General features: G+C 63.6%; 24 protein-coding genes and 1 pseudogene. 19 read left to right on the top strand and 6 right to left on the bottom strand.

Annotated features, from left to right (window positions below):
* Window positions 1-42: 42 nt before the first annotated feature.
* A complete protein-coding gene (gene hslR, locus KI797_RS17750; RefSeq protein ID WP_043128526.1) occupies window positions 43-441 on the bottom strand; it encodes a ribosome-associated heat shock protein Hsp15 in 399 nt (132 codons plus the stop codon).
* Between the two features lie 217 nt (window positions 442-658).
* Between hslR and exeC the strand changes: the two genes are divergently transcribed.
* The 13 genes and pseudogenes from exeC to exeN all read left to right on the top strand — a co-directional run bounded on the left by exeC (window position 659) and on the right by exeN (window position 12,477).
* Window positions 659-1,510 (top strand): GspC family type II secretion system variant ExeC, encoded by an 852-nt coding sequence (gene exeC, locus KI797_RS17745; protein WP_041204977.1) that lies wholly within the window; start codon window positions 659-661, stop codon window positions 1,508-1,510.
* 21 nt (window positions 1,511-1,531) lie between these two features.
* Complete coding sequence (exeD, locus tag KI797_RS17740; protein ID WP_041204980.1) at window positions 1,532-3,580, top strand: GspD family T2SS secretin variant ExeD; 2,049 nt, start codon at window positions 1,532-1,534, stop codon at window positions 3,578-3,580.
* Window positions 3,580-5,085 (top strand): GspE family T2SS ATPase variant ExeE, encoded by a 1,506-nt coding sequence (exeE, locus tag KI797_RS17735; RefSeq protein WP_005327470.1) that lies wholly within the window; start codon window positions 3,580-3,582, stop codon window positions 5,083-5,085. The genes exeD and exeE overlap by 1 nt, the downstream gene beginning before the upstream one ends.
* Before the next feature lies 1 nt (window position 5,086).
* Window positions 5,087-6,307, top strand: a complete 1,221-nt coding sequence (gene exeF, locus KI797_RS17730) for a GspF family T2SS innner membrane protein variant ExeF (RefSeq protein WP_005327468.1) — start codon at window positions 5,087-5,089, stop codon at window positions 6,305-6,307.
* Window positions 6,308-6,540: 233 nt separating this feature from the next.
* Window positions 6,541-6,972 carry a GspG family T2SS major pseudopilin variant ExeG gene (exeG, locus tag KI797_RS17725; RefSeq protein ID WP_005327466.1) on the top strand — a complete coding sequence of 144 codons (432 nt, stop codon included), beginning with the start codon at window positions 6,541-6,543 and terminating at the stop codon, window positions 6,970-6,972.
* Between the two features lie 38 nt (window positions 6,973-7,010).
* Entirely contained in the window at window positions 7,011-7,562 is a 552-nt protein-coding gene (gene exeH, locus KI797_RS17720) for a GspH family T2SS minor pseudopilin variant ExeH (RefSeq protein WP_005327465.1), read from the top strand.
* Between the two features lie 11 nt (window positions 7,563-7,573).
* Window positions 7,574-7,933 carry a GspI family T2SS minor pseudopilin variant ExeI gene (exeI, locus tag KI797_RS17715; RefSeq protein ID WP_043128621.1) on the top strand — a complete coding sequence of 120 codons (360 nt, stop codon included), beginning with the start codon at window positions 7,574-7,576 and terminating at the stop codon, window positions 7,931-7,933.
* A gap of 59 nt (window positions 7,934-7,992) precedes the next feature.
* Window positions 7,993-8,619, top strand: a complete 627-nt coding sequence (gene exeJ / locus KI797_RS17710; RefSeq protein WP_226173162.1) for a GspJ family T2SS minor pseudopilin variant ExeJ — start codon at window positions 7,993-7,995, stop codon at window positions 8,617-8,619.
* A 122-nt stretch (window positions 8,620-8,741) separates the two neighbouring features.
* Window positions 8,742-8,819, top strand: a pseudogene (locus KI797_RS17700) (type II secretion system protein GspJ); the annotation flags it as partial.
* A complete protein-coding gene (exeK, locus tag KI797_RS17695) occupies window positions 8,809-9,834 on the top strand; it encodes a GspK family T2SS minor pseudopilin variant ExeK (protein WP_042648206.1) in 1,026 nt (341 codons plus the stop codon). The pseudogene KI797_RS17700 and the gene exeK, both read left to right, overlap by 11 nt.
* A gap of 114 nt (window positions 9,835-9,948) precedes the next feature.
* Complete coding sequence (gene exeL / locus KI797_RS17690) at window positions 9,949-11,133, top strand: GspL family type II secretion system protein ExeL (RefSeq protein ID WP_226170392.1); 1,185 nt, start codon at window positions 9,949-9,951, stop codon at window positions 11,131-11,133.
* The gene (exeM, locus tag KI797_RS17685) at window positions 11,130-11,621 is read left to right on the top strand and encodes a GspM family type II secretion system protein ExeM (protein ID WP_005327455.1); all 492 of its coding nucleotides are present in this window, start codon (window positions 11,130-11,132) and stop codon (window positions 11,619-11,621) included. Before exeL ends, exeM begins: the two co-directional genes overlap by 4 nt.
* Before the next feature lie 97 nt (window positions 11,622-11,718).
* The gene (exeN, locus tag KI797_RS17680) at window positions 11,719-12,477 is read left to right on the top strand and encodes a GspN family type II secretion system protein ExeN (RefSeq protein WP_042648208.1); all 759 of its coding nucleotides are present in this window, start codon (window positions 11,719-11,721) and stop codon (window positions 12,475-12,477) included.
* Between the two features lie 48 nt (window positions 12,478-12,525).
* Here exeN and KI797_RS17675 read toward each other — a convergent pair whose 3' ends face one another.
* A complete protein-coding gene (locus tag KI797_RS17675; RefSeq protein WP_226170389.1) occupies window positions 12,526-13,359 on the bottom strand; it encodes a helix-turn-helix transcriptional regulator in 834 nt (277 codons plus the stop codon).
* Between the two features lie 145 nt (window positions 13,360-13,504).
* Between KI797_RS17675 and tyrS the strand changes: the two genes are divergently transcribed.
* Window positions 13,505-14,773 carry a tyrosine--tRNA ligase gene (gene tyrS, locus KI797_RS17670; RefSeq protein ID WP_226170387.1) on the top strand — a complete coding sequence of 423 codons (1,269 nt, stop codon included), beginning with the start codon at window positions 13,505-13,507 and terminating at the stop codon, window positions 14,771-14,773.
* A gap of 101 nt (window positions 14,774-14,874) precedes the next feature.
* Here the strand turns inward: tyrS and yrfG are convergent, their stop codons facing one another.
* Complete coding sequence (gene yrfG / locus KI797_RS17665; RefSeq protein ID WP_218410086.1) at window positions 14,875-15,543, bottom strand: GMP/IMP nucleotidase; 669 nt, start codon at window positions 15,541-15,543, stop codon at window positions 14,875-14,877.
* A gap of 146 nt (window positions 15,544-15,689) precedes the next feature.
* Here yrfG and nudE point away from each other — a divergent pair, with 146 nt between their 5' ends.
* The 3 genes from nudE to KI797_RS17650 all read left to right on the top strand — a co-directional run bounded on the left by nudE (window position 15,690) and on the right by KI797_RS17650 (window position 18,830).
* On the top strand, window positions 15,690-16,298 hold the full coding sequence (gene nudE, locus KI797_RS17660; protein WP_226170385.1) for an ADP compounds hydrolase NudE: 609 nt from the start codon (window positions 15,690-15,692) through the stop codon (window positions 16,296-16,298).
* A gap of 41 nt (window positions 16,299-16,339) precedes the next feature.
* A complete protein-coding gene (gene cysQ, locus KI797_RS17655) occupies window positions 16,340-17,152 on the top strand; it encodes a 3'(2'),5'-bisphosphate nucleotidase CysQ (RefSeq protein ID WP_106885762.1) in 813 nt (270 codons plus the stop codon).
* A 412-nt stretch (window positions 17,153-17,564) separates the two neighbouring features.
* Complete coding sequence (locus tag KI797_RS17650) at window positions 17,565-18,830, top strand: aromatic amino acid transport family protein (RefSeq protein ID WP_226170383.1); 1,266 nt, start codon at window positions 17,565-17,567, stop codon at window positions 18,828-18,830.
* A 74-nt stretch (window positions 18,831-18,904) separates the two neighbouring features.
* Here KI797_RS17650 and KI797_RS17645 read toward each other — a convergent pair whose 3' ends face one another.
* The 3 genes from KI797_RS17645 to metJ all read right to left on the bottom strand — a co-directional run bounded on the left by KI797_RS17645 (window position 18,905) and on the right by metJ (window position 20,433).
* Complete coding sequence (locus KI797_RS17645; protein WP_005327160.1) at window positions 18,905-19,243, bottom strand: tRNA-binding protein; 339 nt, start codon at window positions 19,241-19,243, stop codon at window positions 18,905-18,907.
* A gap of 84 nt (window positions 19,244-19,327) precedes the next feature.
* Complete coding sequence (locus KI797_RS17640) at window positions 19,328-20,074, bottom strand: AraC family transcriptional regulator (protein WP_171274322.1); 747 nt, start codon at window positions 20,072-20,074, stop codon at window positions 19,328-19,330.
* A gap of 35 nt (window positions 20,075-20,109) precedes the next feature.
* Window positions 20,110-20,433: a met regulon transcriptional regulator MetJ gene (gene metJ / locus KI797_RS17635; RefSeq protein WP_005327165.1), complete on the bottom strand. Its 324-nt coding sequence runs from the start codon at window positions 20,431-20,433 to the stop codon at window positions 20,110-20,112.
* Window positions 20,434-20,656: 223 nt separating this feature from the next.
* Between metJ and metB the strand changes: the two genes are divergently transcribed.
* Window positions 20,657-21,835, top strand: coding sequence for a cystathionine gamma-synthase (metB, locus tag KI797_RS17630; RefSeq protein WP_226170381.1), 1,179 nt, complete (start codon window positions 20,657-20,659; stop codon window positions 21,833-21,835).
* Complete coding sequence (locus tag KI797_RS17625) at window positions 21,835-24,303, top strand: bifunctional aspartate kinase/homoserine dehydrogenase II (RefSeq protein ID WP_226170379.1); 2,469 nt, start codon at window positions 21,835-21,837, stop codon at window positions 24,301-24,303. Before metB ends, KI797_RS17625 begins: the two co-directional genes overlap by 1 nt.
* Window positions 24,304-24,314: the final 11 nt, after the last annotated feature.

Below are 24,314 nucleotides of genomic sequence, written 5' to 3'. Positions count from 1 at the left end.
TAATTCCTGTGCCTGTCGTCATAAAAGAGCCACGGAGGCGAGTCAGTATTGCTTGACCTTGATCAACTGGCGCCGCTCCTGCTTGTCGGGGCGGCGCTCGGGACTCGGGGCAAACTGGCTGTTGAAGCGTCTCGCCTCGCTGTTCTGGGCCCGTTTTTTCAGGCTCTCTTCGGTCTCTTCATAGAGCAACTGGGCCAGGGGCGCGGCCTTGCGCTGCTCGCTGACCTGCAGCACCCGCACTTCCCGTTCATCCTGGCCCTGCCAGAAGCGGACGAGAGCGCCGACCTCGACGGTTTTGCCCGGTTTGCTACGCTGGCCGTTATAATGCACCTTGCCACCGTCGATCTGATCCCTCGCCAGACTGCGGGTCTTGTAGAAGCGTGCCGCCCACAGCCACTTGTCGAGGCGGACCAGGGGGCTGATTTGTGCTGGATTCGACATGGATCGGCTCCGGGATGGCTGAAAGGGGAGCCTGATTATACCAGAGGCAGGCCCCGGGATAGAAACAGGGGGAACCGGGGTGTGACGGAATCTGAATTTTCACAGCATCATCCCATCCGGTCGGTTGTCTCTGGGTCCATTGCCGTACACAATAGCTAACCGATTTGGATGCCAGAATATTTTGATAAACATGACGCTACCGTTCAGGGATGACTTGTTGGGCTCCCTTCTGGCTCGCTGCAAGACAGTGCCACTCTCCCGTTTCAGCCAGCCTCTGTTCTGGCTGCTGTTGCTGTTGCTGGCCCAGCAGTGCGCCGTGCTCACCTGGCGTCTGTTCGAGCTGGCCCAGCCTTCCCGCGCCGTGCCTTGGCAGCCAGCTGTCACCTCGGGCCAGGGCGCGGGACCGTCCCGCCTCGATCTCGGCAACGTCAGCCGTCTCTCCCTGTTTGGCAAGGCGCAGCAACTGCAAGCCGACAAGGCTGCCCAAGCGGCACTGATCGATGCCCCCAAGACCCAGCTCAACGCCCAGCTCAACGGGGTGCTGGCCAGTTCCGATCCGGCAAAATCCATCGCCATCATCGCCCACAACGGGCTGCAGAACTCCTATGGTATAGGGGATTACATCGACGGCACTCAGGCTAGGATCCGTCAGGTGTTTGCCGACAGGGTCATCATTGCCCGCGATGGTCGTGACGAGACCCTGATGCTGGATGGGGAAGAGTATGGCAAGCCGTTGCCCAAGGCGACTCGACAGGGGGCAGCGCTCTCTTCCGTTCGCAGCGAGTTGATGAGCAATCCTGGCAAGATCACCGATTATCTCAATATTTCTCCGGTCCGGGTGGATGGTCGCATGGTCGGCTATCGTCTCAACCCGGGCAGCAATCCCGAAATGTTCAATCAACTCGGGCTGGTCGCCAACGATCTGGCGGTCAGCATCAATGGCCTGGATCTGCGTGACAACGCACAGGCCATGCAGGCGATGCAGCAAGTGGCGGGCGCCACGGAAATGACCGTCACCGTCGAGCGGCAAGGACAGCTCTACGACGTTTATGTCGGCTTGTCAGAATAATGAATTGGAGTAGCACCAAGAATGACAAATAAAGGGAAGGGCTGGCGTCTGGCCACGGTGGCAGCTGCCTTGATGATGACGGGTTCTGCCTGGGCCACCGAGTATGCCGCCAGTTTCAAGAATGCCGACATTGAAGAGTTCATCAACACGGTCGGCAAGAACCTGAACAAGACCATCATCATCGAGCCCTCGGTGCGCGGCAAGATCAACGTCCGCAGCTACGACCTGCTCAATGAGGATCAGTACTACCAATTCTTCCTGAGCGTGCTCGACGTCTACGGCTTCGCCGTGGTGCCCATGAACAATGGCGTACTCAAGGTGGTGCGCTCCAAGGATGCCAAGACTTCGGCCATTCCCGTGGTGGACGATACTAACCCCGGTGTGGGGGACGAGATGGTGACCCGGGTGGTACCGGTGCGCAACGTCTCGGTACGGGAGCTTGCGCCCCTGCTGCGCCAGCTCAACGACAACGCTGGCGGTGGCAACGTGGTGCATTACGAGCCGTCCAACGTGCTGCTCATCACCGGCCGGGCGGCCGTGGTCAACCGTCTGGTGGAAGTGGTACGCCGGGTCGACAAGGCGGGCGACCAGGATATGGACGTCATCAAGCTGAAATATGCCTCGGCGGGCGAGATGGTGCGGCTGGTGACCAACCTCAACAAGGATGGCAACAACCAGGGTGCCAATGCCTCCCTGCTGCTCTCCCCCAAGGTGGTCGCCGACGAGCGCACCAACTCCGTGGTGATCAGCGGTGAGCCCAAGGCGCGGGCCCGCATCATCCAGATGGTGCGCCAGCTCGACCGGGATCTGCAGAGTCAGGGCAACACCCGGGTCTTCTACCTGAAATATGGCAAGGCCAAGGATCTGGTGGATGTGCTCAAGGGCGTCAGCTCCAGCATCGAGGCGGACAAGAAGGGGGGGGCGGCCACCGGTGGTGGTGCCAGCATCGGCGGCGGTCAGCTCGCCATCTCCGCCGACGAGACCACCAATGCCCTGGTGATCACCGCTCAGCCTGATGTCATGGCCGAGCTGGAGCAGGTCATCGCCAAGCTCGACATCCGCCGCGCCCAGGTGCTGGTGGAGGCGATCATCGTCGAGATCCAGGACGGTGACGGCCTCAACCTTGGGGTGCAGTGGGCCAACGCCAATGGCGGCGGCACCCAGTTCACCAATACCGGTCTGCCCATCGGACCCGCCATCATCGCGGGCAAGGATTACGACGACAACGGCAACACCGACGGGCTCGAAAACCTGCTCGGTGATTTCAGCGGCATGGCGGCCGGCTTCTACAAGGGGGACTGGGCCATGCTGGTGACGGCGCTCTCCACCAACACCAAGAACGACATCCTCTCGACCCCGAGCATCGTCACCATGGACAACAAGGAAGCCTCCTTCAACGTCGGCCAGGAAGTGCCGGTACAGAGCGGCTCTCAGAGTTCCACCACCAGCGATCAGGTATTCAACACCATAGAGCGCAAGACGGTGGGTACCAAGCTGGTGGTGACGCCCCAGATCAACGAAGGGGACTCGGTGCTGCTCAACATCGAGCAGGAGGTCTCCAGTGTGGCTCAGACCCAGGCGACCGGCACCGCCAACCTCGGTCCCACCTTCGATACCCGTACCGTCAAGAATGCGGTGCTGGTGAAGAGTGGCGAAACCGTGGTGCTGGGCGGCCTGATGGACGAGCAGACCAAGGAGCAGATCTCCAAGGTGCCGCTGCTGGGGGACATCCCTGTGCTGGGCTACCTGTTCCGCTCGACCTCCAATACCACCTCCAAACGCAATCTGATGGTGTTTATCCGGCCGACCATCTTGCGCGACGCCAACGTCTATTCCGGGGTTTCCAGCAACAAATACACCCTGTTCCGTGCCGAACAGTTGAACCTGGCGGCCGAGGAGGGGTACGCCACTTCGCCAGCCCGTCAGGTGCTGCCCGCCTATGGTCAGGATGTGATGATGTCCCCCGAGGTGCAGCAGCAGATCGAGCGGATGAAGGCCCAGCAGCAGTCCACTGCCACCGGGGCCAAAACCCAGGTGCAGGGACAGCCCTTCGTGCAGAGCAAGCCCTGATGGCCGCCTACCAGCTCGATGGCAGCGAGCTGCCTGCCCCCTTGCCGGAACTGCCGTTTGCCTTCGCCCGTAACTTCGGAGTGATCCTGACCGAGCGCCAGGGTGCCCCGGTGCTGCTCTGTCGCCAGGGGGTGACGCCGCAGACCCTGCTGGAGGTGCGTCGGGTGGTGGGGTGCACCTTCGTGGTGGAGCAGCTTGGCCATGATGAGTTTGAGACGCTGCTGACGGCCCATTACCAGCGCGACTCCTCCGAGGCGCGCCAGCTGATGGAGGATCTCGGCAACGAGATGGACTTCTTCGCCCTGGCCGAAGAGTTGCCCCAGAGCGAAGATCTGCTGGACGCCGATGACGATGCCCCCATCATCCGTCTCATCAACGCCATGCTGAGCGAGGCGATCAAGGAGGAGGCGTCCGACATCCATATCGAGACCTTCGAACGGGCCCTGGTCATTCGCTTCCGCATTGATGGGGTGCTGCGGGAGATACTGCGCCCCCATCGCAAGCTCGCCTCGCTGCTGGTGTCGCGCATCAAGGTCATGTCCCGCATGGACATTGCCGAGAAGCGGGTACCCCAGGATGGTCGCATTTCATTGCGCATCGGCGGCCGCGCCGTGGACGTGCGGGTCTCCACCATGCCGTCCAGTTACGGTGAGCGGGTGGTGCTGCGACTGCTCGACAAGAACAACGTGCGGCTCGAGCTCAAGCAGCTCGGCATGACGCTGGCCAACCGCAACATCATCAGCGAGCTCATCCGCAAGCCCCACGGCATCATCCTGGTGACGGGCCCGACCGGCTCGGGCAAGTCCACCACCCTCTATGCAGCGCTCTCCGAGATCAACTCGCGGGATCGCAACATCCTGACCGTCGAAGACCCCATCGAATATGACCTGGAAGGGGTGGGTCAGACCCAGGTCAACACCAAGGTGGACATGACCTTCGCCCGGGGGCTGCGCGCCATCCTGCGTCAGGATCCTGATGTGGTGATGGTGGGGGAAATTCGCGACCTCGAAACCGCCCAGATCGCGGTGCAGGCGTCGCTGACCGGTCACCTGGTGATGTCGACCCTGCATACCAACACCGCCATCGGTGCCATCACCCGGATGCGGGACATGGGGATCGAGTCCTTCCTGCTCTCATCCTCCTTGCTGGCGGTGCTGGCCCAACGACTGGTGCGCACCCTCTGCCCGGATTGCCGCGCCCCGCACCCCATCACCGAGCAGGAGCGGATCGCCATGGGCATCGAACTGGCGCCGGATCAGCAGATGTGGCGCTCGGTGGGCTGTGAGCAGTGCAACCACACTGGCTACCGTGGCCGGACCGGCATCCACGAGCTGGTGGTGATCGACGAGGCGGTGCGCGAGGCGATCCACAGTGCCAGCGGCGAACTCGCCATCGAGCGCCTGATCCGGGGCCATACCCCCAGCATCCGTCGTGACGGCATCGACAAGGTGCTCCAGGGGCAGACCAGCCTCGAAGAGGTGCTGCGTGTGACCCGGGAAGACTAAGATGGCTGCGTTCGAATACAAGGCGCTCGACGGCAAGGGGCGCAACAAGAGCGGCGTGCTGGAGGGGGATTCTGCCCGTCAGGTGCGTCAGCTGCTGCGCGAGCAGGGGTTGACCCCCCTCGAGGTGAACGAGACCACCGAGAAGGCGAAGCGCGAGGCCAATCGCTTCGTGCTGTTTCGCCGTGGCGCTTCCACCTCGGAACTGGCCCTTATCACCCGCCAGCTGGCGACCCTGGTGGGCGCTGGGTTGACTATCGAAGAGGCTCTCAAGGCGGTGGCCGAACAGTGCGAGAAGGCCCACCTGCGCAGCCTGGTGGCCACGGTCCGCAGCAAGGTGGTGGAGGGCTATTCCCTCGCCGATTCACTCGGCGCCTTCCCCCATGTGTTTGATCAGCTGTTTCGCTCCATGGTGGCGGCCGGTGAGAAGTCCGGTCACCTGGAGAAGGTGCTCAACCGCCTCGCCGATTACACCGAGCAGCGCCAGCACATGCGTACCAAGCTGCTGCAGGCGATGATCTATCCCATCGTCCTCACCCTGGTGGCCGTGGGCGTAATTTCGATACTGCTCACCGCCGTGGTGCCCAAGGTGGTGGCCCAGTTCGAGCACATGGGCCAGCAACTGCCGGCCACTACCCGTTTCCTCATCGGCACCAGTGAACTGATGCAGCACTATGGCCTCTGGTTCCTGCTGTTGTTGTTCATTGGCGGCTTTGTCTGGCGCTGGTGGCTGACGGACGCCGGGCGTCGACGTCACTGGCATCAGGTGGTGCTGCGCCTGCCGGTCATCGGCCGGGTCAGCCGGGGACTCAACACTGCCCGCTTCGCCCGTACCCTCAGCATCCTCAACGCCAGCGCCGTGCCGCTGCTGGAGGGGATGAAGATCTCGGGGGAGGTACTCTCCAACGACTTTGCCCGCCACCGCATCGGCGAGGCGACCGAGCGGGTGCGCGAGGGGACCAGCCTGCGCAAGGCGCTGGATGAGACCAAAATTTTTCCGCCCATGATGCTGCACATGATCGCCTCCGGCGAGCAGAGCGGCGAGCTCGACAGCATGCTGGAGCGGGCGGCGGACAACCAGGACAGGGAGTTTGAAACCCAGGTGAACATCGCCCTCGGGGTGTTCGAGCCCATGCTGGTGGTTTCCATGGCAGGGGTGGTGCTCTTTATCGTGATGTCGATCCTGCAGCCGATCCTGGAGCTCAACAACATGGTCAATCTATGATGCAGGCATCCAGCCGCCCTGATCCGATCGATCCTGCGGTCCACTCACTCAAACTCAATCACATGGTGAATTTGTGAGATCAGGCGTTCGAATAGGCTTCGTTATTTGATCCCACAAATCCAATCGAACTCGTGGGTTCTATTGGCCGACAGGCATAATCGAACGGTCGTGGTTCAACAATATGATCATTTTCTGATGACACACGTCATCTCATTCGTTAGGGAGTCATAGCAATGCACAAGCGTCGTCAAGCCGGTTTTACTCTGCTGGAAGTCATGGTGGTCATCGTGATCCTGGGGATCCTGGCCAGCCTGGTGGTGCCCAATCTGATGGGCAACAAGGAGAAGGCAGATCAGCAGAAAGCGGTCTCCGACATAGTGGCGCTGGAAAATGCCCTCGACATGTACAAGCTGGACAACAACCGCTATCCGACCACGGAGCAGGGGCTGGATGCCCTGGTCAACAAGCCGACCGCGTCCCCCGAGCCACGCAGCTACCGGGAAGGGGGCTACATCAAGCGCCTGCCGCAGGATCCCTGGGGCAACCCGTACCAGCTGCTCAGCCCGGGCCAGTTCGGCAAGCTCGACATCTTCAGCATGGGGCTGGACGGGGAAGCCGGGACCGATGACGACATTGGCAACTGGAACCTGAAGGATTTCCAATAAGTGATGGGTTGCGCCGCCATGCTGATGGGGCTGGTCTTGTGAAACCTTATCGTCAGGCGGGTTTCACCCTGCTGGAGGTGTTGCTGGTCGCCATGTTGATGGGGCTGGTGGCTACCGCCGTCACCCTCAGCATGGGGGGCGCCCGGGGGGATCGGGAGCTGGACAAGCAGGCGCGCCGCTTCATGGCAACCCTGCAGCAGGCGCAGGAGTATTCGGTGATGGATGGCCGGCTGCTGGGCCTGCGAGTCGAGGAGAGCGGCTGGCAGTTTATGTCCCGCAACCCCAAGGATCGCAAGTGGCAGGCGCTGACCGGCGACAAGATCCTGGGGCAGGTGCAGCTGCCGGAGGAGATGACCCTGACCGTCGAACTGGAGGGCTTCAGCTGGCGTACCGACTCGGACGAGAAGAACGAACAGGGCCGTGACGAGAAGGAGCGCACGCCCCAGATCTTCGTCTTCCCGGGGGGGGAACTCACCCCCTTCATGCTGACCCTGAGTCAGCAGGTGGATGACGAGAAGTACCTGCGCACCGTCAAGGGGGATGAGTTTGGTCGCCTCTCCCTGCTAGAAGACGAAGAGGAAGAAGAGTGAGAGCCCCCTCTATCAAGGCGCGCGGCATGACGCTGCTGGAGGTCATGGTGGCGCTGGCGGTGTTTGCCATCGCCGGCCTGGCCGTGATGAAGACCGCCAGCGAACACCTCTCCGGCCTCAACTACCTGGAAGAGAAGACGCTGGCGACCTGGGTGGTGGAAAACCAGCTGGTGCAGCAGAAGCTCGAGGCCAAGTGGCCGGGTGACAGCTGGGTGGAAGGGAACGAGGAGCTGGCCGGCCAGACCTGGTACTGGCGCTATCGCGGCGTCGCCACCAGCGACAACAACTTCAAGGCTCTGGACATGGAAGTGCGTACCGCGCCCAAGGCCGAGAGCCCGGTGGCCATGATCCGGACCTATATCAGCCGATGAACAAGCGCCGTGTTATCCCCATGATCCGGAGCCGGTGCCAGCGGATGAGTGCCTGCCCGATGCCGCAGCGCCGTCAGAGCGGCTTTACCCTGCTGGAGATGCTGGTGGCCATTGCCATCTTCGCCAGCCTCAGCATGGGGGCCTATCAGGTGCTGCAGGGGGTGCTTACCAGCGACGAGGTGGCCAAGCGCAAGGAGGTCCGTCTCTCCGAACTGCAGCTCGCCTTCAGCCTGCTGGAGCGAGACGTCACCCAGATGGTGCCGCGCAGCGGCCGCATCGATGGTGAGAACAACAAGGTGCTGCTGGCGGCCTCCCGCTTCGGCCAGCAGAGTGATGACTGGGGCATGGCCTTCATCCGCGGTGGCTGGCTAAATCCGGACGGCATGCTGCCGCGCTCCGGCTTGCAGCGGGTGGGTTGGCGACTCAAGGAGCAGACTCTGGAACGGCTCAGCTACCTCTATCCGGATCCCGCGATCGGCACCGAGCCGCGCATTCAGCCGGTGTTGACCGGGGTGACGGCCCTGCGACTCTATTTCTACGACAAGGGGATGTGGAAGGAGGAGTGGACCCAGCGCGACCTGTTGCCTCATGGGCTGGCGGTGGAGCTGGATCTGGAGGATTACGGCACCATACGTCGTCAGTTCCTCATCGGGGCCGGCGGCCAGAGGGCTGAAAATGGTAATTGATCGTCATTTTTCCCCGACCGTCATGGAGGATTACGGCACCCTTCGTCGTCGTCAGTTCCTCATCGGGGCTGGCGGCCAGAGGGCTGAAAATGGTAATTGATCGTCGTTTTTTCCCGACCGTTATGGAGGATTACGGCACCTTTCATCGTCGTCAGTTCCTCATCGGGGCCGGCGGCCAGCGAGCGGACAATGGCAGTTAAGCGCAGCCGGGGCCCATCCCGTACCACACCGGGCCGGCAAGGGGGCATGGCCCTGCTGGTGGTACTGCTCATCCTGTCGGTGATGGTGATCATCGCCAGCAACATGAGCGGCCGGTTGCAACTGGAGTTGCGCCGGACCAGCAACCTCACCGCCGGCAAGCAGGCCTGGTGGTATGCCATGTCGGCGGAGGCGCTGGTGATCAAGGTGCTCAACCAGGATTTCAAGGATGACCCCGATGTGGTCAATCTGGGTCAGAACTGGGCGCGCCAGGATGCTGTCTTCCCGGTGGATGACGGTACTCTGTCCGGACGGGTGCGGGATCTGCAATCCTGTTTCAACCTCAACAGCCTGAGCCTGGCCCTGAAAGAGGGGGAGAGTGGCGATGATCTCGAGGCGCAGCCCTATCAGTTCAAGGCGTTCCGGGCCTTGCTCGAGGCGCTGGAGGTGGATGAGTACGAGGCGGTGCAGCTCACCGACGCGATCCGCGACTGGACCGACAAGGATACTCAGCTGGTGTCGAGCAACGGGGCCGAGGATGCCTATTACGAGGGGCTCAATCCCCCCTATCTGGTGGCGAACCAGTGGCTGCTGGGAACGGACGAATTGCGGGCCGTGCGCGGGGTGAGCAGCGAGCTCTACGCCCGGCTCGCCCCCTATGTGTGCACCCTGCCCAGCGACAAGCTGGTGGTGAACATCAACACCATTAAGCCGGAGCAGGCGGCCCTGCTGGTGGGGCTCTACCAGGGCAAGATCGGGCTGGACGACGCCAAGCAGGTGCTGACCAGTCGCCCCAAGAAGGGGTGGAAGGAGAAGAAGGAGATGACGGACGAGCTGCCGGTGCAGCCGGGCTCCATCACGGGGCTGGATGCTGCACTGGACATCAAGAGCAACTTCTTCGAGGCCCGTCTGCTGGCCGAGGTGGGTGATGTGCGGGCCCGGCTGGAGACTGTTTTCCAGCGTGGCAAGGACAACAAGCTGGTGATGCTGCGTCGTCTGAACGATGGCGCAGAATAACAGGGAGATGGCTGGCCTCTGGCCTGTCTGTCCCGTCCCTTATCTGGACTGCAGCCGATGGCTGCGGCTCGCCCATCGACAAGGATGCTGGCGGGCATGGCAGGAGAATCATTTGTGAGCGAGAGTCTGGTCATCCGTCTGGGGACCAATGCGCAGCAGCCGGTGCATTGGCTGGTGTGGTCGACGCAGGAGCAGGAGATCATCGCCTCCGGAATCCTGGCCTCGGCCAATGCCCTGGGTGAGCTGCAGGAGCGTGCCGGCGGCCGCCCCGTGGTGACCCTGGTGCCTGGCAGCGATCTCATCTTCCGGCGGGTCAGCCTGCCGGGCAAGTACAGTCGTCAGGCCGCGGCGGCGCTGCCCTATCTGCTCGAGGAGCAGATCGCTTCCGATGTGGATGAACTGCATCTAGTGGTGCTGGCTCATCAGGGGAACGACGTGGATCTGATGGCGGTGGACAAGGCGAAGATGCAGGCGTGGCTGGCGTGGCTGCAGCAGGCGGGTCTCAAGACCCTGCAACTGCTGCCGGATGTGCTGGCCCTGCCACCCGCCACCGAGGGATGGTCTGCCCTGCAGCTTGGCGCAGAGTGGTTGATCCGTCAGGGCCCCGTTCAGGGGATAGTCGCCGACGAGCCGCTGCTGGCCATGTTGCTGGCGGCCCAGCCCGAGCCGGTGACCCTGTATAGCCACACCCCCATTCCAGCCATGGCGGCCGGCAACTGGCGGGGGGCTGATCCCGAGTTGCCCATGCTGCTGCTGGCGAAAGGGGCGCTCGCTTGCCAGGCCAACCTGTTGCAGGGGCCCTATCGACCGCAGACCGAATACGGCCGTTATTGGCTGCAGTGGCGCAAGGTGGCGGTGGTAGCGGGGATCCTGCTGCTGGTGGCGCTGACCCAGCGCGGGGTGCATCTTCATCAGCTGGCGGAGCAGGACAAGGCCCTCAAGGCGGAGATCCGGCAGGTCTATACCCGGATCTTTCCGGGGGAGACCCGGATCGTCAACGTCCGCAGCCAGATGGCCCAGCACCTCAAGTCCCTGGGGCAGACCCCGCAGGATGGGGTCCTGCTGCTGCTGACCGAGTTGGCGCCGGTGTTTGCCGAGGTACCCGGCCTCAAACCCGAGGTGCTGCGTTTCGATGCGGGCAGGGGTGAGCTCAGGTTGCAGGTCACGGCCCCGGGTTTCACCGAGATCGAGCGCTTCCGTGAGCTGGCGGGCAAGCGCTTTGAGGTGCAGCAGGGTGAGGTGCGAAGCACCGAGGGCAAGGTGGAAGGCGCGCTGGTGCTGAAGGGGAAATCATCATGATGGACAAACTGCAAATCTGGTGGCATGGCATCAGCCCCCGCGAACAGCGGCTGGTGGCGGTGGGCGGCGGCATACTGCTGCTCGGGCTTTGCTACTGGGTCATCTGGCAACCTGTCGCCAATCGTATCGACGAGCGGGAGAGGCAGGTGGCCAATCAGCAGCAGACGCTTGCCTGGTTGAAAGAGAAAGGGCAGGAGGTGTTGGCGATGCAGGGTGGCCAAGGCCGGCAAATCGACACCAGCGGCACCCTGGACGGGGTGGTGAACCGTACCGCCTTCAACCAGAAGATCAAGATTGCCCGGCTGCAACCCCAGGGGCAGGAGCTGCAAGTGTGGATAGACACGGTACCGTTCGATGATCTGCTGCTCTGGCTCGCGACCCTCTCCGATCAATACGGGGTCCAGGTGCAGATCATCGAGGTGGCCCGTGAGGGGTTGGCACCTGGCCTGGTCAAGGTCAGACGTTTGCAGTTGAGCCGCCCCCAATGACACCAAGCGTTCAATTCGCCGTCCGGTTTCCGGCATCGCATTCCGTTATGGCATCGGGCCTCGCCTGGGCCGGATCCTTGCAGTCGAGTCGTGTTCTATGAAGCAAAAAGTACTGATTGCCGTCCTGTTTCTGACGGTCTATCTGATGTTCCTGCTGGCCAGGTTGCCCGCCACTCTGGTGGTGCGCCATCTGCCTCTGCCCCCCAACCTGGTGCAGCTGGAAGGGGTGAGCGGTACTCTCTGGAGCGGCCAGATTGCCCGGCTGCAATATGCCAGCGAGTCCCTGACCCAACTGCGCTGGGAGCTCGATGGCTGGTCGCTGTTGCGCCTGGCTCCCGAGGTGTCGCTGCGTTTCGGCGAGCGCGCCGGCCTCAATGGCCAGGGGGTGATCGGCTGGAATGGCGCGGCCTTCGGCCGTGACATCATCCTCAACGCACCTGCCCCCTGGGTGTTGGCACGGGTGCCCATGGGCCTCCCCTTCCCCCTGACGGCGGCGGGTCAGCTGCAACTCAAGGTCGATCAGTTCGCCCAGGGCAATCCCTGGTGTGAGGAGCTCTACGGCAATCTCAACTGGTATGACGCACAGGCCGACACCCCGGCGGGCAAGCTGCCACTGGGGGATCCCGAGGTCAAGCTGACCTGCCTCGACTCCCGCCTGGTGGCCGAGATCAAGCAGGGTTCGGAGGCGGTGCAAGTACTCGGCAAGCTGGAGTTGCAGGCCAATCGCCAGTACCTGTTCCAGGGCACCCTCAAGCCGGGCCCGGCACTGCCGGAACAGATGAAGCAGGGGTTGCCCTTCCTCGGTCAACCCGATGGTCAGGGGCGCTTCCCGCTGCGCTATCAGGGCCGCATCTGACGACATGGCCCTTGACAGACAACACCCCGCTCCGGCGGGGTGTTGTCGTTATGGGGCGGGCTCCTCTGGTGGGAGGGGGCTCAAGGGCGTGGTGATGAGGTGGTTGAGAAAGAGGTTGAACAGCTCGGCGCGCGAGCCGAGCCGCAGCTTGCCGTAGAGGTGCTTGCGGTGATTCTTCACAGTGCCGCTGCCGATGCCGAGTTCGGCGGCGATTGCCTCCGTGTCCAGCCCCTGCAGCAACAGGCCCGCCACCTGCCGCTCCCGGCGGGTTAGCCTGTCTCCGCCCACGCTGGCGATGGCCTGCTCCACCGTCGCCTTCAGATCTGCACCATCTGGCCGGGCCGGGTTCTGGGCCAGCAGTGGTACCGCCTCCCGCCACTGCTGACGGCACAGGGAATGCACCAGCGGAAACAGCGCCTCTAGCCTGGCCCGTTCGTCCGGGCGCAGGGCCTGGCGCTTGTCGAGACGACCCAGAAACAGCATTAGCGTGAACCCGTCACGCACCGGCAGGATCAGCCCCACCTCCTCCTGCCAGCCGGTGGCCTGATAGAAGTGGTGGCGATATTCGGGATCGAGCCGCCCCTTAGACACCTGCGCCAGGGTCCAGACCCCGGCGGGGAGGCCGTCCTGAAGCGCCTGCATAAAGGGATCCTGGCTGAAGTGGCTGGTGAGATAGCGATCAAACAGCAGGGCCCGCTGGTGGCTCAGGTTGTCATGGAGGTAGACCGGGCGCTGCCCCACTCCGAGCAGCAGGGCGCAGTCGAACGCCACCTGCTGCTGGATGAGGCGCACCAGGGCCGCCGCAAAGGCCGGGCTGTGCAGGGCATCGACGACGGCGGTCAGGCTCTGGGTCAGCGAGTCTGTGGCGGGGGGCTGGCTCATGGCGACGGGCTCCGGATGGCGGGGACAGGCTCCCCGATATGGGCGGGATGCTAGCACGAGAGTGGTAAAACTGTCCCCTGGGGGACATATCCGCCCCGAGCCATAGGGGCGAGTATGGCGACTTTCCCCTGCTGTTGGAGACCCCATGATCGACCCCCATTTGCTCACCGATCTTACCGAGCGCGGCCTGGTGGCCCAGATGTCCGACCCGGCGGCTCTGGCCGCCCACCTCGCCCAGGCGCGCACCCTCTACTGTGGCTTCGATCCCACCGCCAGCAGCCTGCATATCGGTCATCTGGTGCCGCTCTTGATGCTGCGCCGCTTCCAGCTGGCGGGTCACACCCCAGTGGCCCTGGTGGGGGGCGCCACCGGTCTCATCGGCGATCCCAGCTTCAAGGCGACCGAGCGCAGCCTCAACAGCGCGGACAGGGTGCAGGGCTGGGTGGTCAGCCTGTCCGCCCAGATCCGGGCGCTGCTGCCCGCGAGCGAGGGGCTGGCGGCCCCTGTGCTGGTCAACAACGCCGACTGGATGGGGCAGATGTCCGCCCTCGATTTTCTGCGGGACATCGGCAAGCACTTCTCGGTCAACGCCATGCTGGCGCGGGAATCGGTGCGCCAGCGGCTGGCTCGACCGGATCAGGGGATCTCCTTTACCGAGTTCTCCTACGCCCTGCTGCAATCCCAGGATTTCGCCGTGCTCAACCAGCGTCTCGGCTGCACCCTGCAGATCGGCGGCAACGATCAATGGGGCAACATCACCAGCGGCATGGATCTCACCCGCCGGCTGCATCAGGCCCAGGTTTATGGCATGACGCTGCCCCTCATCACCAAGGCGGATGGCACCAAGTTCGGCAAGACGGAAGGGGGCGCCATCTGGCTGGATCCGGCACTCACCTCGCCCTACGCCTTCCATCAGTTCTGGCTCGGCACGGCGGACGAGGATGTCTACCGCTTCCTGCGCTACTACAGCTTTATGTCGCTGGCGGCCATCAGGGAGCTGGAAGTCGAAGATGCAGGTCGGCAGGGGCGCAAGCAGGCCCAGCAGGTGCTGGCGGACGAGCTGACCGAGCTGGTACACGGCAAGGGGGCGCTGGCGGCGGCGCGGCGCATCGGCGAGCTGCTGTTTAGCGGCGATGTGGCCCACCTCGGCGAAAGCGATCTCGCCCAGCTGGCGCAGGATGGCATGCCGAGCTGCCGTATCGAGGGGGAAACGGATCTGGTGACCCTGCTGGTGGAGAGCGGTCTGGCGAGTTCGAAGCGGGTTGCCCGGGAGTTGCTGGCGGCGGGCGCCATCAGCCTCAACGGCGCCATAAGACAGGATGAACGGCTAAGTGCAGTGGATCGGCTGTTTGGCCGCTACCTGCTGCTGCGCCGGGGCAAGAAGCAGTACCGGCTGGTGGAGTGGGCGGGCTAGCGCGCCCGACACCAATGAGAAAGGACTGCCCGGGTAGTCCTTTTGTCTATCCGCTTGCTCATGGGGTCTGTGGCTTCCCCATTGATGCGTAAAATGCCGATTTACACGGCCAGCGGCAATAACTCGGCGTAGTCGCGGATCGCCGGGAAGGCGGTAATGTGTTGCTCGGGCTGGCGACTGTCCGGGTTCTGGATGGCGAGCTGATAACCGATGCCGTAGTCGGCGGCGGCGCGCAGGATCCGCTCGCTGTCATCGACGAACAGGGTGCGGGCCGGATCGAATGCCAGCCGTTCTGCCAGCGCCTGCCAGCAGTGCTGGCTCTCCTTCGACCAGCCGAGCTCATGGGTGCTCACCATGAGATCCAGGTGGCTGGCGAGACCGAGGCGAGCATCCTTGACCGACAGGCTGGCGGGGTGGGCATTGGTGAAGAGCACCAGCTGCTTGCCCGCCGCCCGCAGGGCGGCCAGGAAGGGGATGACGTGGGGCCGCCACTGGATCTTGTCCAGTATCTCCTGCTTGAGGGCGCGGATGTCGAGCCCGAGGGTCCGGCTCCAGTAATCGACGCAGTACCAGTCGAGGGTGCCGCTGACGGCCTGATAGTGGGCATCGATCTGCGCCTTGGCGTCGGCCAGCGGCAGGCCGAGGCGCGCGGCGTAGCGTTCGGGCACCAGCTGCTGCCAGAGGTGGCTGTCAAAATGAAGGTCGATCAGGGTGCCATCCATGTCGAGCAGAACTGTGTCTATCTGGTGCCAGGGCAGTGGGGTGGGCATGGGGCCTCTTTGTGTCGGACGGGGTGGGGAAAACGGGGCGCATTATAACGGATTTTTCAGGCACCTTTCCGGCCCTTGCCCCGTGGTGTTCCCTCGGGGAGTCGTTTACTCTTGAAGCACTCTTTTTTAACGAGCAGTCAGCCCAGATGAGTGACCCCCACAAGTGCAAACCCGAACACGTCCGCGTCGAGGCCATGGCCCATGACAAGCGCAAGCCGGAGATCATCAAGGCCGAGCTGGTGGCCGAGAGTCGGCTGTTCAAGGTGGAATCCCTGCACCTGAAATTCAGCAACGGGGAAGAGCGGGTCTACGAGCGGATGCGCGGTGGCAACCGGGGGGCCGTCATGGTGGTGCCCCTGTTCGATGCCCACACCCTGCTGCTGGTGCGCGAATACGCGGCGGGCACTCACTCCTACGAGCTGGGCTTCCCCAAGGGGCTGATCGATCCGGGCGAAGATGCCTTCGAGGCGGGCAACCGGGAGTTGATGGAGGAGGCGGGCTTCGGGGCCCGTGACCTGATCCCCCTCAAGCAGGTCTCCCTGGCCCCCGGCTATTTTTCCAGCCGGATGGACATACTGCTGGCGCGGGATCTCTACCCCGAGCAGCGGGTGGGCGACGAGCCCGAGCCCCTCGAGGTGATCCCCTGGCCCCTCAATCGCATCGACGAATTGCTGGTGCGACCGGACTTCACCGAGTCGCGCAGCATCAGTGCCCTGCTGCTGGCCAGCAAATGGCTGGCGGAGCAGGAAAGCTAGCCCAAGCGTGGGTAAAGGTAATAAAAACAGAGGATAACAAGATGCAGGAGTTGTTGGCCTGGATACCTGGGGTCAAGGAGATAGCCCGCGAAGCGGGACGTATCCTTCACGAAATCTATCACGGCGGTCAGTTCGAGCGTCAGCTGAAGGAGGATGCGACCCCGGTCACCAGTGCCGATCTTGCTGCCGATGCCTACCTCAAGCAGGCGCTGTCGGCGCTCACCCCCCATGTGCCCGTGCTGACCGAAGAGGCGGCTGATGTGCCCTTCAGCCAGCGTGCCAACTGGCGGCAATACTGGCTGGTGGACCCCCTCGACGGCACCGGCGAGTTCATCGCCGGCAGCGGTGATTTCGCCACCCTGATCGCCCTGGTGCGGGACAATGTCCCCGTGCTCGGGGTCATCTATGCCCCCGAGGCCGATGTGCTCTATTGGGCGGTACGCGGCCACGGCGCCTTCAAGGAGGTAAATGGCGAGGTGCATCCCATCAGTGCCATGCACCACGAGCACGACCAGCCGGACTCCCTGGTGGTGGCCATCAGCCGCCGCCAGAAGCTGGAGAACCTGACCCGCCGCCTCAACCCGGCCATCAACTACGAGCTGATCCCGCTTGGCTCCAGCTCCCTCAAGTCCTGCCTGGTGGCGGAAGGGGCGGCAGACTGCTATGTGCGGCTCGGCCCCACCGGCGAGTGGGACACCGCCGCCGCCCAGTGCATCGTCGAGGCGGCGGGGGGGCGCATCCTCAGCCTGGCGTTGCAGCCGCTCAGCTACAACGAAACCGAGTCGCTGGAGAACCCTGACTTCATCGTGATGGGGGACCCGGATCTCGCCTGGGGCAAGATCCTGACTCACTGAGTCGGTTGAAATGTAGCCAGTTCATCCAATCAGGCGGCCTAGTGGCCGCCTGATTGTTTGGTGTGATCCGCTGGCTTGGCGCGGCATATTCAGGTGTATTCGCTACTTAAATGGATTGCTGTAGTGGATCATAACAATCAAATCCAAAGTGTTGGCATCTATTTTCAGGTAATTCTGAAAACTGCGCATTGGTCGAAATAAAAAATCGACCAGTGGTTATATTTTGGTTTTATATTTCGCCTAATTCGCTGTTTAAAGGTTTAACCGAACAGGGCGGACTGGAAATTCCGCCCAATCTCACTGGCTGAACCTGGCTTTGCCAGTGAGATCTGCCAATGCCGTTTTTTGAGAATTAAATGCTAAAGGAGCACAATATTTTTAGATTTTAATACTATATATAAGTGGTTTATCAATGAGTTCATCTGCAGAGGTCACCCGGGAGCTATCTGGTTCCCCATCCATCACCCGCACTGGCTGGCGCCGCCATGACACCCACTGGGTGATCAGCCTGTTTGGCACCGCCGTTGGCGCCGGCATCCTGTTCCTGCCCATCAACCTGGGTCTGGGGGGCATCTGGCCCCTCGTCATCGTCGCCGTGCTGGCCGGCCCCATGACCTTCCTGGCCCATCGCGGGCTGGCGCGCTTCGTGCTCTCCTCTTCGCGCCCCCACGCCGACTTCACCGAGGTGGCCGAGGAACACTTCGGCAAGATGGCCGGTCGCCTCATCTCGGCGCTCTACTTCCTCTCCATCTTCCCGATCCTGCTCATCTACGGCGTCGGGCTCACCAACACGGTGGAGAGCTTCATGATCAACCAGCTCGGCATGGATGCCCCGAACCGGGTAATGCTCTCCGGCCTGCTGGTGTTCGCCATGATCGCCGTGATGATGGCGGGGGAGAAGGCGATGCTGCGGGCCTTCGCCTTCATGGTCTACCCGTTGGCGGCCATTCTGGCAGCGCTCTCCTGCTACCTCATTCCCCAGTGGCACTGGCCGGAAGTGACCGCGTTCGAGGGGGCCAGCTTCCTCAACACCGTCTGGCTGGCGCTGCCGGTCACAGTGTTTGCCTTCAGCCACGCCGCCGCCATCTCGGGCTTTGCCAACGTGCAGCGCCGGGAATACGGTGAGCAGGCCGAAGCCAAGAGCGGCCTGGTCCTGCGCAACACCACCGTCATGCTGGTGGGCTTCGTGCTCTTCTTCGTCTTCTCCTGCGTGTTGAGCCTCTCTCCGGCCCAGTTGGCCGAGGCCAAGGCCCAGAACGTCTCCGTGCTCTCCTACCTCGCCAACATCACAGACAACCCTGTGATCGTGACCCTGGGGCCGCTCATCGCCTTCATCGCCATCAGCTCCTCCTTCCTCGGCCACTTCCTCGGCGCCCGGGAGAGCCTGAAAAGCCTGATTGCCAAGCCCACAGGGCTATCGCTGGCCAAAGCGGACCGGCTCGGCATCACCTTGATGTTCTTCGCCATCTGGGGGGCGGCTGTCATCAACCCCGGCATCCTCGGCCTGATGGAGACCCTCTCCGGCCCCGTCATCGCCATGATCCTCTTCATCATGCCGGTGGTGGCCATCTACAAGGTGGAAGCGCTGGCCCGCTTCCGTCACGGCTGGACCAACGGCTTCATCCTGCTGACCGGTTCGCTCTCGGTGTCGGCCCTGCTCTTCAGCCTGCTGAAGTAACAGCGGCGCGTTGGCTAAAAATAGAGAAGAGGCGACCCCAGGGTCGCCTCTTCTCATTCATGGGGCACAGTGTCTCAGCCCAGCTTGGCGCCGTTCTCCACCGCCTGCTCCGGGATGGCCATCACCACGGCGCCATCGGCCCGGTAGAAGCCGGTCAGCAGAAACTCCGACTGGATGGGACCTATCTGCTTGGCCGGGAAGTTCACCACGGCGACTATCTGGCGCCCCACCAGATCCTCCGGCTGATAGAGATCCGTTATCTGGGCGCTGCTCTTGCGCACCCCGAGCTCGGGGCCGAAATCCGCCCACACCTTGTAGGCGGGCTTGCGCGCCTCTGGGAAGGGCTCGACCCGCACCAGGGTGCCCACTCTCAGCTCCACCATCTCGAACTGCTGCCAGCTTATGGTCTGCATCTTGGCTCCTCCTTTCACACACCTTGCATTGGCCCCAGCATGCCTCGAAATGGCAGCCCCTGTCTTCGGCAAGGGGCCGGACTGTTATGGCTGCGGGCCGTTTTGCTGGCGCCAGCGGGAGGGGGTGAGGCCCGTCTCGGCCAGGAAACGCTCGGCGAAGGCACCCTGATCCTGATAGCCGCAGCGGCTGGCCACCTCGCCTATAGGCAGGGCGGTCTGGGCGAGCAGGGTGCGTGCCAGCGCCATGCGCCGCCCGCGGATGTAGTGGGAGGCGCTTATGCCGAACTGCTGGCGAAAGGCGTGCTTGAACTGGCTCTGGCCGAGGCAGGCGATGGCGGCCAGCTGCTGATTGGTCAGTGCAGCCGCAAGGTTGGCCTCGATGTGGCGCTGCACTCTTGTCATGCGGGGGGCCAGGGTGGGGCTCATGCCCTGACCCTGGGCCAGGAGGCCCAGCCAGACCTGCTCCATGCCGGCCACATGACGACCCTGGCGCACCATCTGATGCAGGAAGGCGAGGTAGTGGCGCTGGGGCTCGTCCAGGGGGATGAAGGGGCGCTCGCCAAGGGCCTCGGGCAGCCAGTGGCTCTCCTGCACCAGGAAGGAGAGCGCCGGATCGGCGGCGTAGTCGTGGCGAAGGCCGGGGGCGATGACGCAGGCAAAGCCAGGCGCGAGGCGGCGACCCTGACCCTGCACCTCGATCTCGAGGGGGCCGTCCAGGGGGATCACCAGCTGGGCGAAGTCGTGGCTGTGGCTGCTGGTGTCGCTCTGGTAGCGGCGCAGGCTGAACGGGCAGGGGGCGGATAAGGATGACGCGGCACCGGGCCGCGTCATCGAAGAGGGGGGATTATGTGCCATGGGCCACCGGATTACTCGGCGTCGAAATCTTCGATCTCTTTGCCGAGCGCCTCCATGATGGCGCGGGCCTCGGCGGGGACGCTGTCCGGATGGTCCTTGCGCAGATCGTCGTCACAGGGCAGCGGCTGACCGGTGAATGCGTGCAGGAAGGCCTCACAGAGCAGCTCGCTGTTGGTCGCATGACGCAGGTTGTTCACCTGGCGACGGGTGCGCTCATCGGTCAACACCTTCAGCACCTTGAGCGGGATCGAGACAGTAATCTTCTTGACCTGTTCGCTCTTCTTGCCGTGCTCCGCATAGGGGCTGACGTAGTCGCCGTTCCACTCTGTACCCATGTTCCACCTGTTCTCGTTTGGCCGTGAGCGCGGATTTTAACCCTTAAGGAATTCAATGGCAATCCAACAGCAAAGCCATTTAGACGTCTAGAAGTGTTGACGGCTTTTTTAAGGTGGCGTAGTGTGATGCACCATGGGCCGGCACTCCGGCCAGCGCAAATGAGAGCGGGGCAGGACGACCCACGAGGCGGACCGGCTCCGGCAACACATCAAGGAGAGTGACATGACCCACAAGGCCACCCTGGCGGTACGCACCGGGATTGAGACAGACACACAGCACGGTGCCGTGGTGCCCCCCATCTATCTCTCCAGCAACTACACCTTTGCCGACTTTGGCGAGCCCCGTCAATACGATTATGCCCGCTCAGGCAACCCGACCCGCACCAATCTGGCGGACGCCTTGGCGGCCCTGGAAGGGGGCGCTGGCGCCGTGGTGACCGGTACCGGCATGGGAGCCGTGCACCTGGTGACCACGGCCCTGCTCAAGGCGGGGGATCTGCTGATCGCCCCCCACGACTGCTACGGCGGCACCTGGCGCCTGTTCGAGTATCTGGCGGCCAAGGGCCATTACAGGGTGCAGTTCGTCGATCAGGGGGACGAGTCGGCGCTCGCCGATGCCCTGGCGCAGCAGCCGGCCCTGGTGTGGGTAGAGACCCCCTCCAACCCGCTGCTGCGGGTGGTGGACGTGGCCGCCATCGCCGCCGCCTCCCATGAGGTGGGTGCCAGGGTGGTGGTGGACAACACCTTCCTCTCCCCGCTGCTGCAACAGCCGCTCTCGCTGGGGGCCGACGTGGTGGTGCATTCGACCACCAAGTACATCAACGGCCACTCCGACGTGGTGGGCGGGGTGGCGATCGCCAAGGAGGCCGAGCTGGCCGACTCCCTGGTGTGGTGGGCCAACTGTCTGGGGCTCACCTCGGGGGCCTTCGACTCCTACCTCACCCTGCGTGGGTTGCGCACCCTGGCGCCGCGCCTGCGTGCCCATCAGGAGAACACGGACAGAATCCTGGCCTTCCTGCAGCAGCAGCCGCTGGTCAAAAAAATCTATCACCCCAGCTTGCCGAGCCATCCGGGCCACGAGATTGCGCGCCGTCAACAGTCCGGTTTCGGCGCCATGCTAAGTTTTGAACTCGATTGCAACGAGACGGGGCTGCGCGCCTTCCTCGCGGCGCTGCGTCTCTTCTCTGTGGCGGAATCCCTCGGCGGGGTGGAGAGTCTGGTGGCCCATCCGGCCAGCATGACCCACAGGGCCATGACCCCGGCGGCGCAGCAGGCGGCGGGCATCAGCGCACAGTTGCTGCGTCTCTCGGTGGGCATAGAGCATGGTGAAGACCTGGTGGCCGATCTGGCTCAAGGCTTTGAACAGGCGCAGTTGGCACAACAGGCAGAACAGGTGAAGTAATGGAACAGCAACAACAAGGAGAGAGTGCGGTGGCGGCAGAGAGAGCCTTGAAGCGGCGTCATGTGCACAAGTTTGGCGGCAGCAGCCTGGCGGATCCTGTCTGCTATCGCCGGGTCGCCAGCATTCTCGAACAACAGGCCGAGCAGCAGGGCGGGGGCAGGGAACTGGTGGTGGTCTCCGCCGCCGGCAAGACCACCAACCGGTTGATCCAGCTGGTGGAGCTGGCCGAGGCGGGTGATGAGGCCGCGGGGGAAGCCATCACGGCCCTGCACGCCTATCAGCAGAGCCTGATCGACGGTCTGCTGGGGGGAGAGTTGCAGCTCGACTTGAGCCAGCAGCTGACCGACGACATGCAACTGATCGCCAAGACCCTGGAGGGGCAGTTCGATCGCTTCGCGCGCAACGGTCTGCTGGCCTTTGGCGAGGTGTGGTCGGCGCGCCTGCTGGCCGCCCTGCTCACCAGTCGCGGCGACAAGGCCATCTGGCTCGACGCCCGCAGCTTCCTGCGCGCCGAGGATGGCGCTCTGGTCAAGGTCAACACCGCCATCTCCAGCGAGTTGCTCAAGGCCCGCCTGGTCGAGCACCCCGGCCGCATCGTCGTGACCGGCTTCATCGCCGCCGACATGGAGGGGCGCTCATTGCTGCTCGGTCGCAACGGCTCCGACTACAGCGCCAGCCTGCTTGCCGCCCTGGCGGACGGGGAGTCCACCACCATCTGGAGCGACGTAGCCGGGGTCTACAGCGCCGACCCGCGTCGGGTCAAAGAAGCCCGTCTGCTGGAGCGCCTGAGTCTGGCGGAAGCCAACGAGCTGGCCCGTCTCGGCTCCTCCGTGCTCCATTCCCGTACCCTGCAACCGGTGGCCGACAGCCGCCAGCGCCTCACCCTGCGCTGCAGCTACAACCCGGACGAGGGCTGCACCCATATTCTGCGCCGCGCCCCCCGCTCCGGCGGCGCCCGCATCGTCTCCTCGGTGGATCAGATTGCCCTCATCGAGCTCAAGGTGCTGCCCCAGACCGGCTATGAGCAGACGGTGGCCGCCATCGAGGCCCATCTGGCCCGCCATCGCCTCCACCCGCTCACCCTGCAGCGCCAGCCGGATAGGCGGATCCTGCGTCTGGCCTATACCCTGGAGGTGGCACAAGGGGCCTTCGAGGTGCTGCGGGACTTCCAGCTGCAGGGAAGCTTCACAGGCCTGATCCAGAAGGAAGGGTTCAGCCTGGTGGCCCTGGTGGGCGCAGGGGTGACCGACAACGCCGAGCAGTGTCACCGCTTCTATCAACTGCTGGCGGATCAGCCGCTGGAGTTCGTCCAGGTGGCCAGAGACGGCCTGAGCCTGGTGGCCGTGCTGCGCCAGGTAGTGCTGGAGCCGCTGCTTATCGCCCTGCACAGCGCCCTGTTCAGCCGTCCGACCCGGGTCGGTCTGGTGGTGTTCGGCAAGGGCAACATAGGGGGTCAGTGGCTCAGCCTCTACGCCCGGGAGAAGGCGCGGCTCGAGCACGAGCTCAATCTGGCGCTCACCCTCTACGGTGTGTTCGACTCCAAGGGGGGCGTGTTGGATGAGGAAGGGCTGGATCCCCTCAAGGTGCGTGACAACTTCAATCCCAAGCCGCTGATCTGGCCGGAGCTGCTCTCCCAGCTGGAGCAGCACGGTTTTGACTCCCTGATCGCGCTCGACATGACCGCCAGCGAGACGGTGAGCCGCTACTACCCGGACTTCGCCCAGCTCGGCTGCCACATCATCGCGGCCAACAAGTTTGCTGGCGCCGCCGACAGCGAGTTCTACCAGCGCATCAAGCAGACCTGCCGCGATCATCAGGTGCAGTGGCGCTACAACGCCACCGTGGGTGCCGGGTTGCCCATCCAGTCCAGCATCCAGATGCTGCGCCAGAGCGGGGATCGCATCCAGGGAGTTTCCGGCATCTTCTCCGGCACCCTCTCCTGGCTGTTCCAGCAGTATGACGGCAGCCGCCCCTTCTCCGAGCTGGTGGACGAGGCCTGGCAGCACGGCCTGACCGAGCCGGATCCCCGGGAGGATCTCTCCGGTCAGGACGTGCGCCGCAAGCTGCTCATCCTGGCGCGGGAGGCGGGCTTCGAGCTCGACTCCGCCGACATCGAGCTGGAGAACCTGGTGCCCGTCTCCCTGCGCAAGGTGAGCACGGATCAGTTCATGGACAGGCTCAAGGAGCTGGATGATCCCATCCAGACCGCGTTCGAGGGGGCACGCCGGGTCGGCAAGGTGCTGCGCTACGTCGCCCGCTTCGAGCACGACGGCAAGGCGCGGGTCGGGCTGGAGACCCTGGAGCCCCACCATCCGTTCGCCAACCTCCTGCCCTGCGACAACGTGTTTGCCATCGAGAGCGACAGCTATCGCACCAATCCGCTGGTCATTCAGGGGCCTGGGGCGGGGCGCGAGGTGACGGCCGCCGCCATTCAGTACGATCTGTGGCAGATCTGCGCCAGCCTGTAAGGGACTGGTGG

The sequence above is a fragment of the Aeromonas media genome (genome assembly GCF_020423125.1).
Lineage (GTDB): Bacteria > Pseudomonadota > Gammaproteobacteria > Enterobacterales > Aeromonadaceae > Aeromonas > Aeromonas media.
This window is presented reverse-complemented; position numbering and strand designations above follow the sequence as displayed.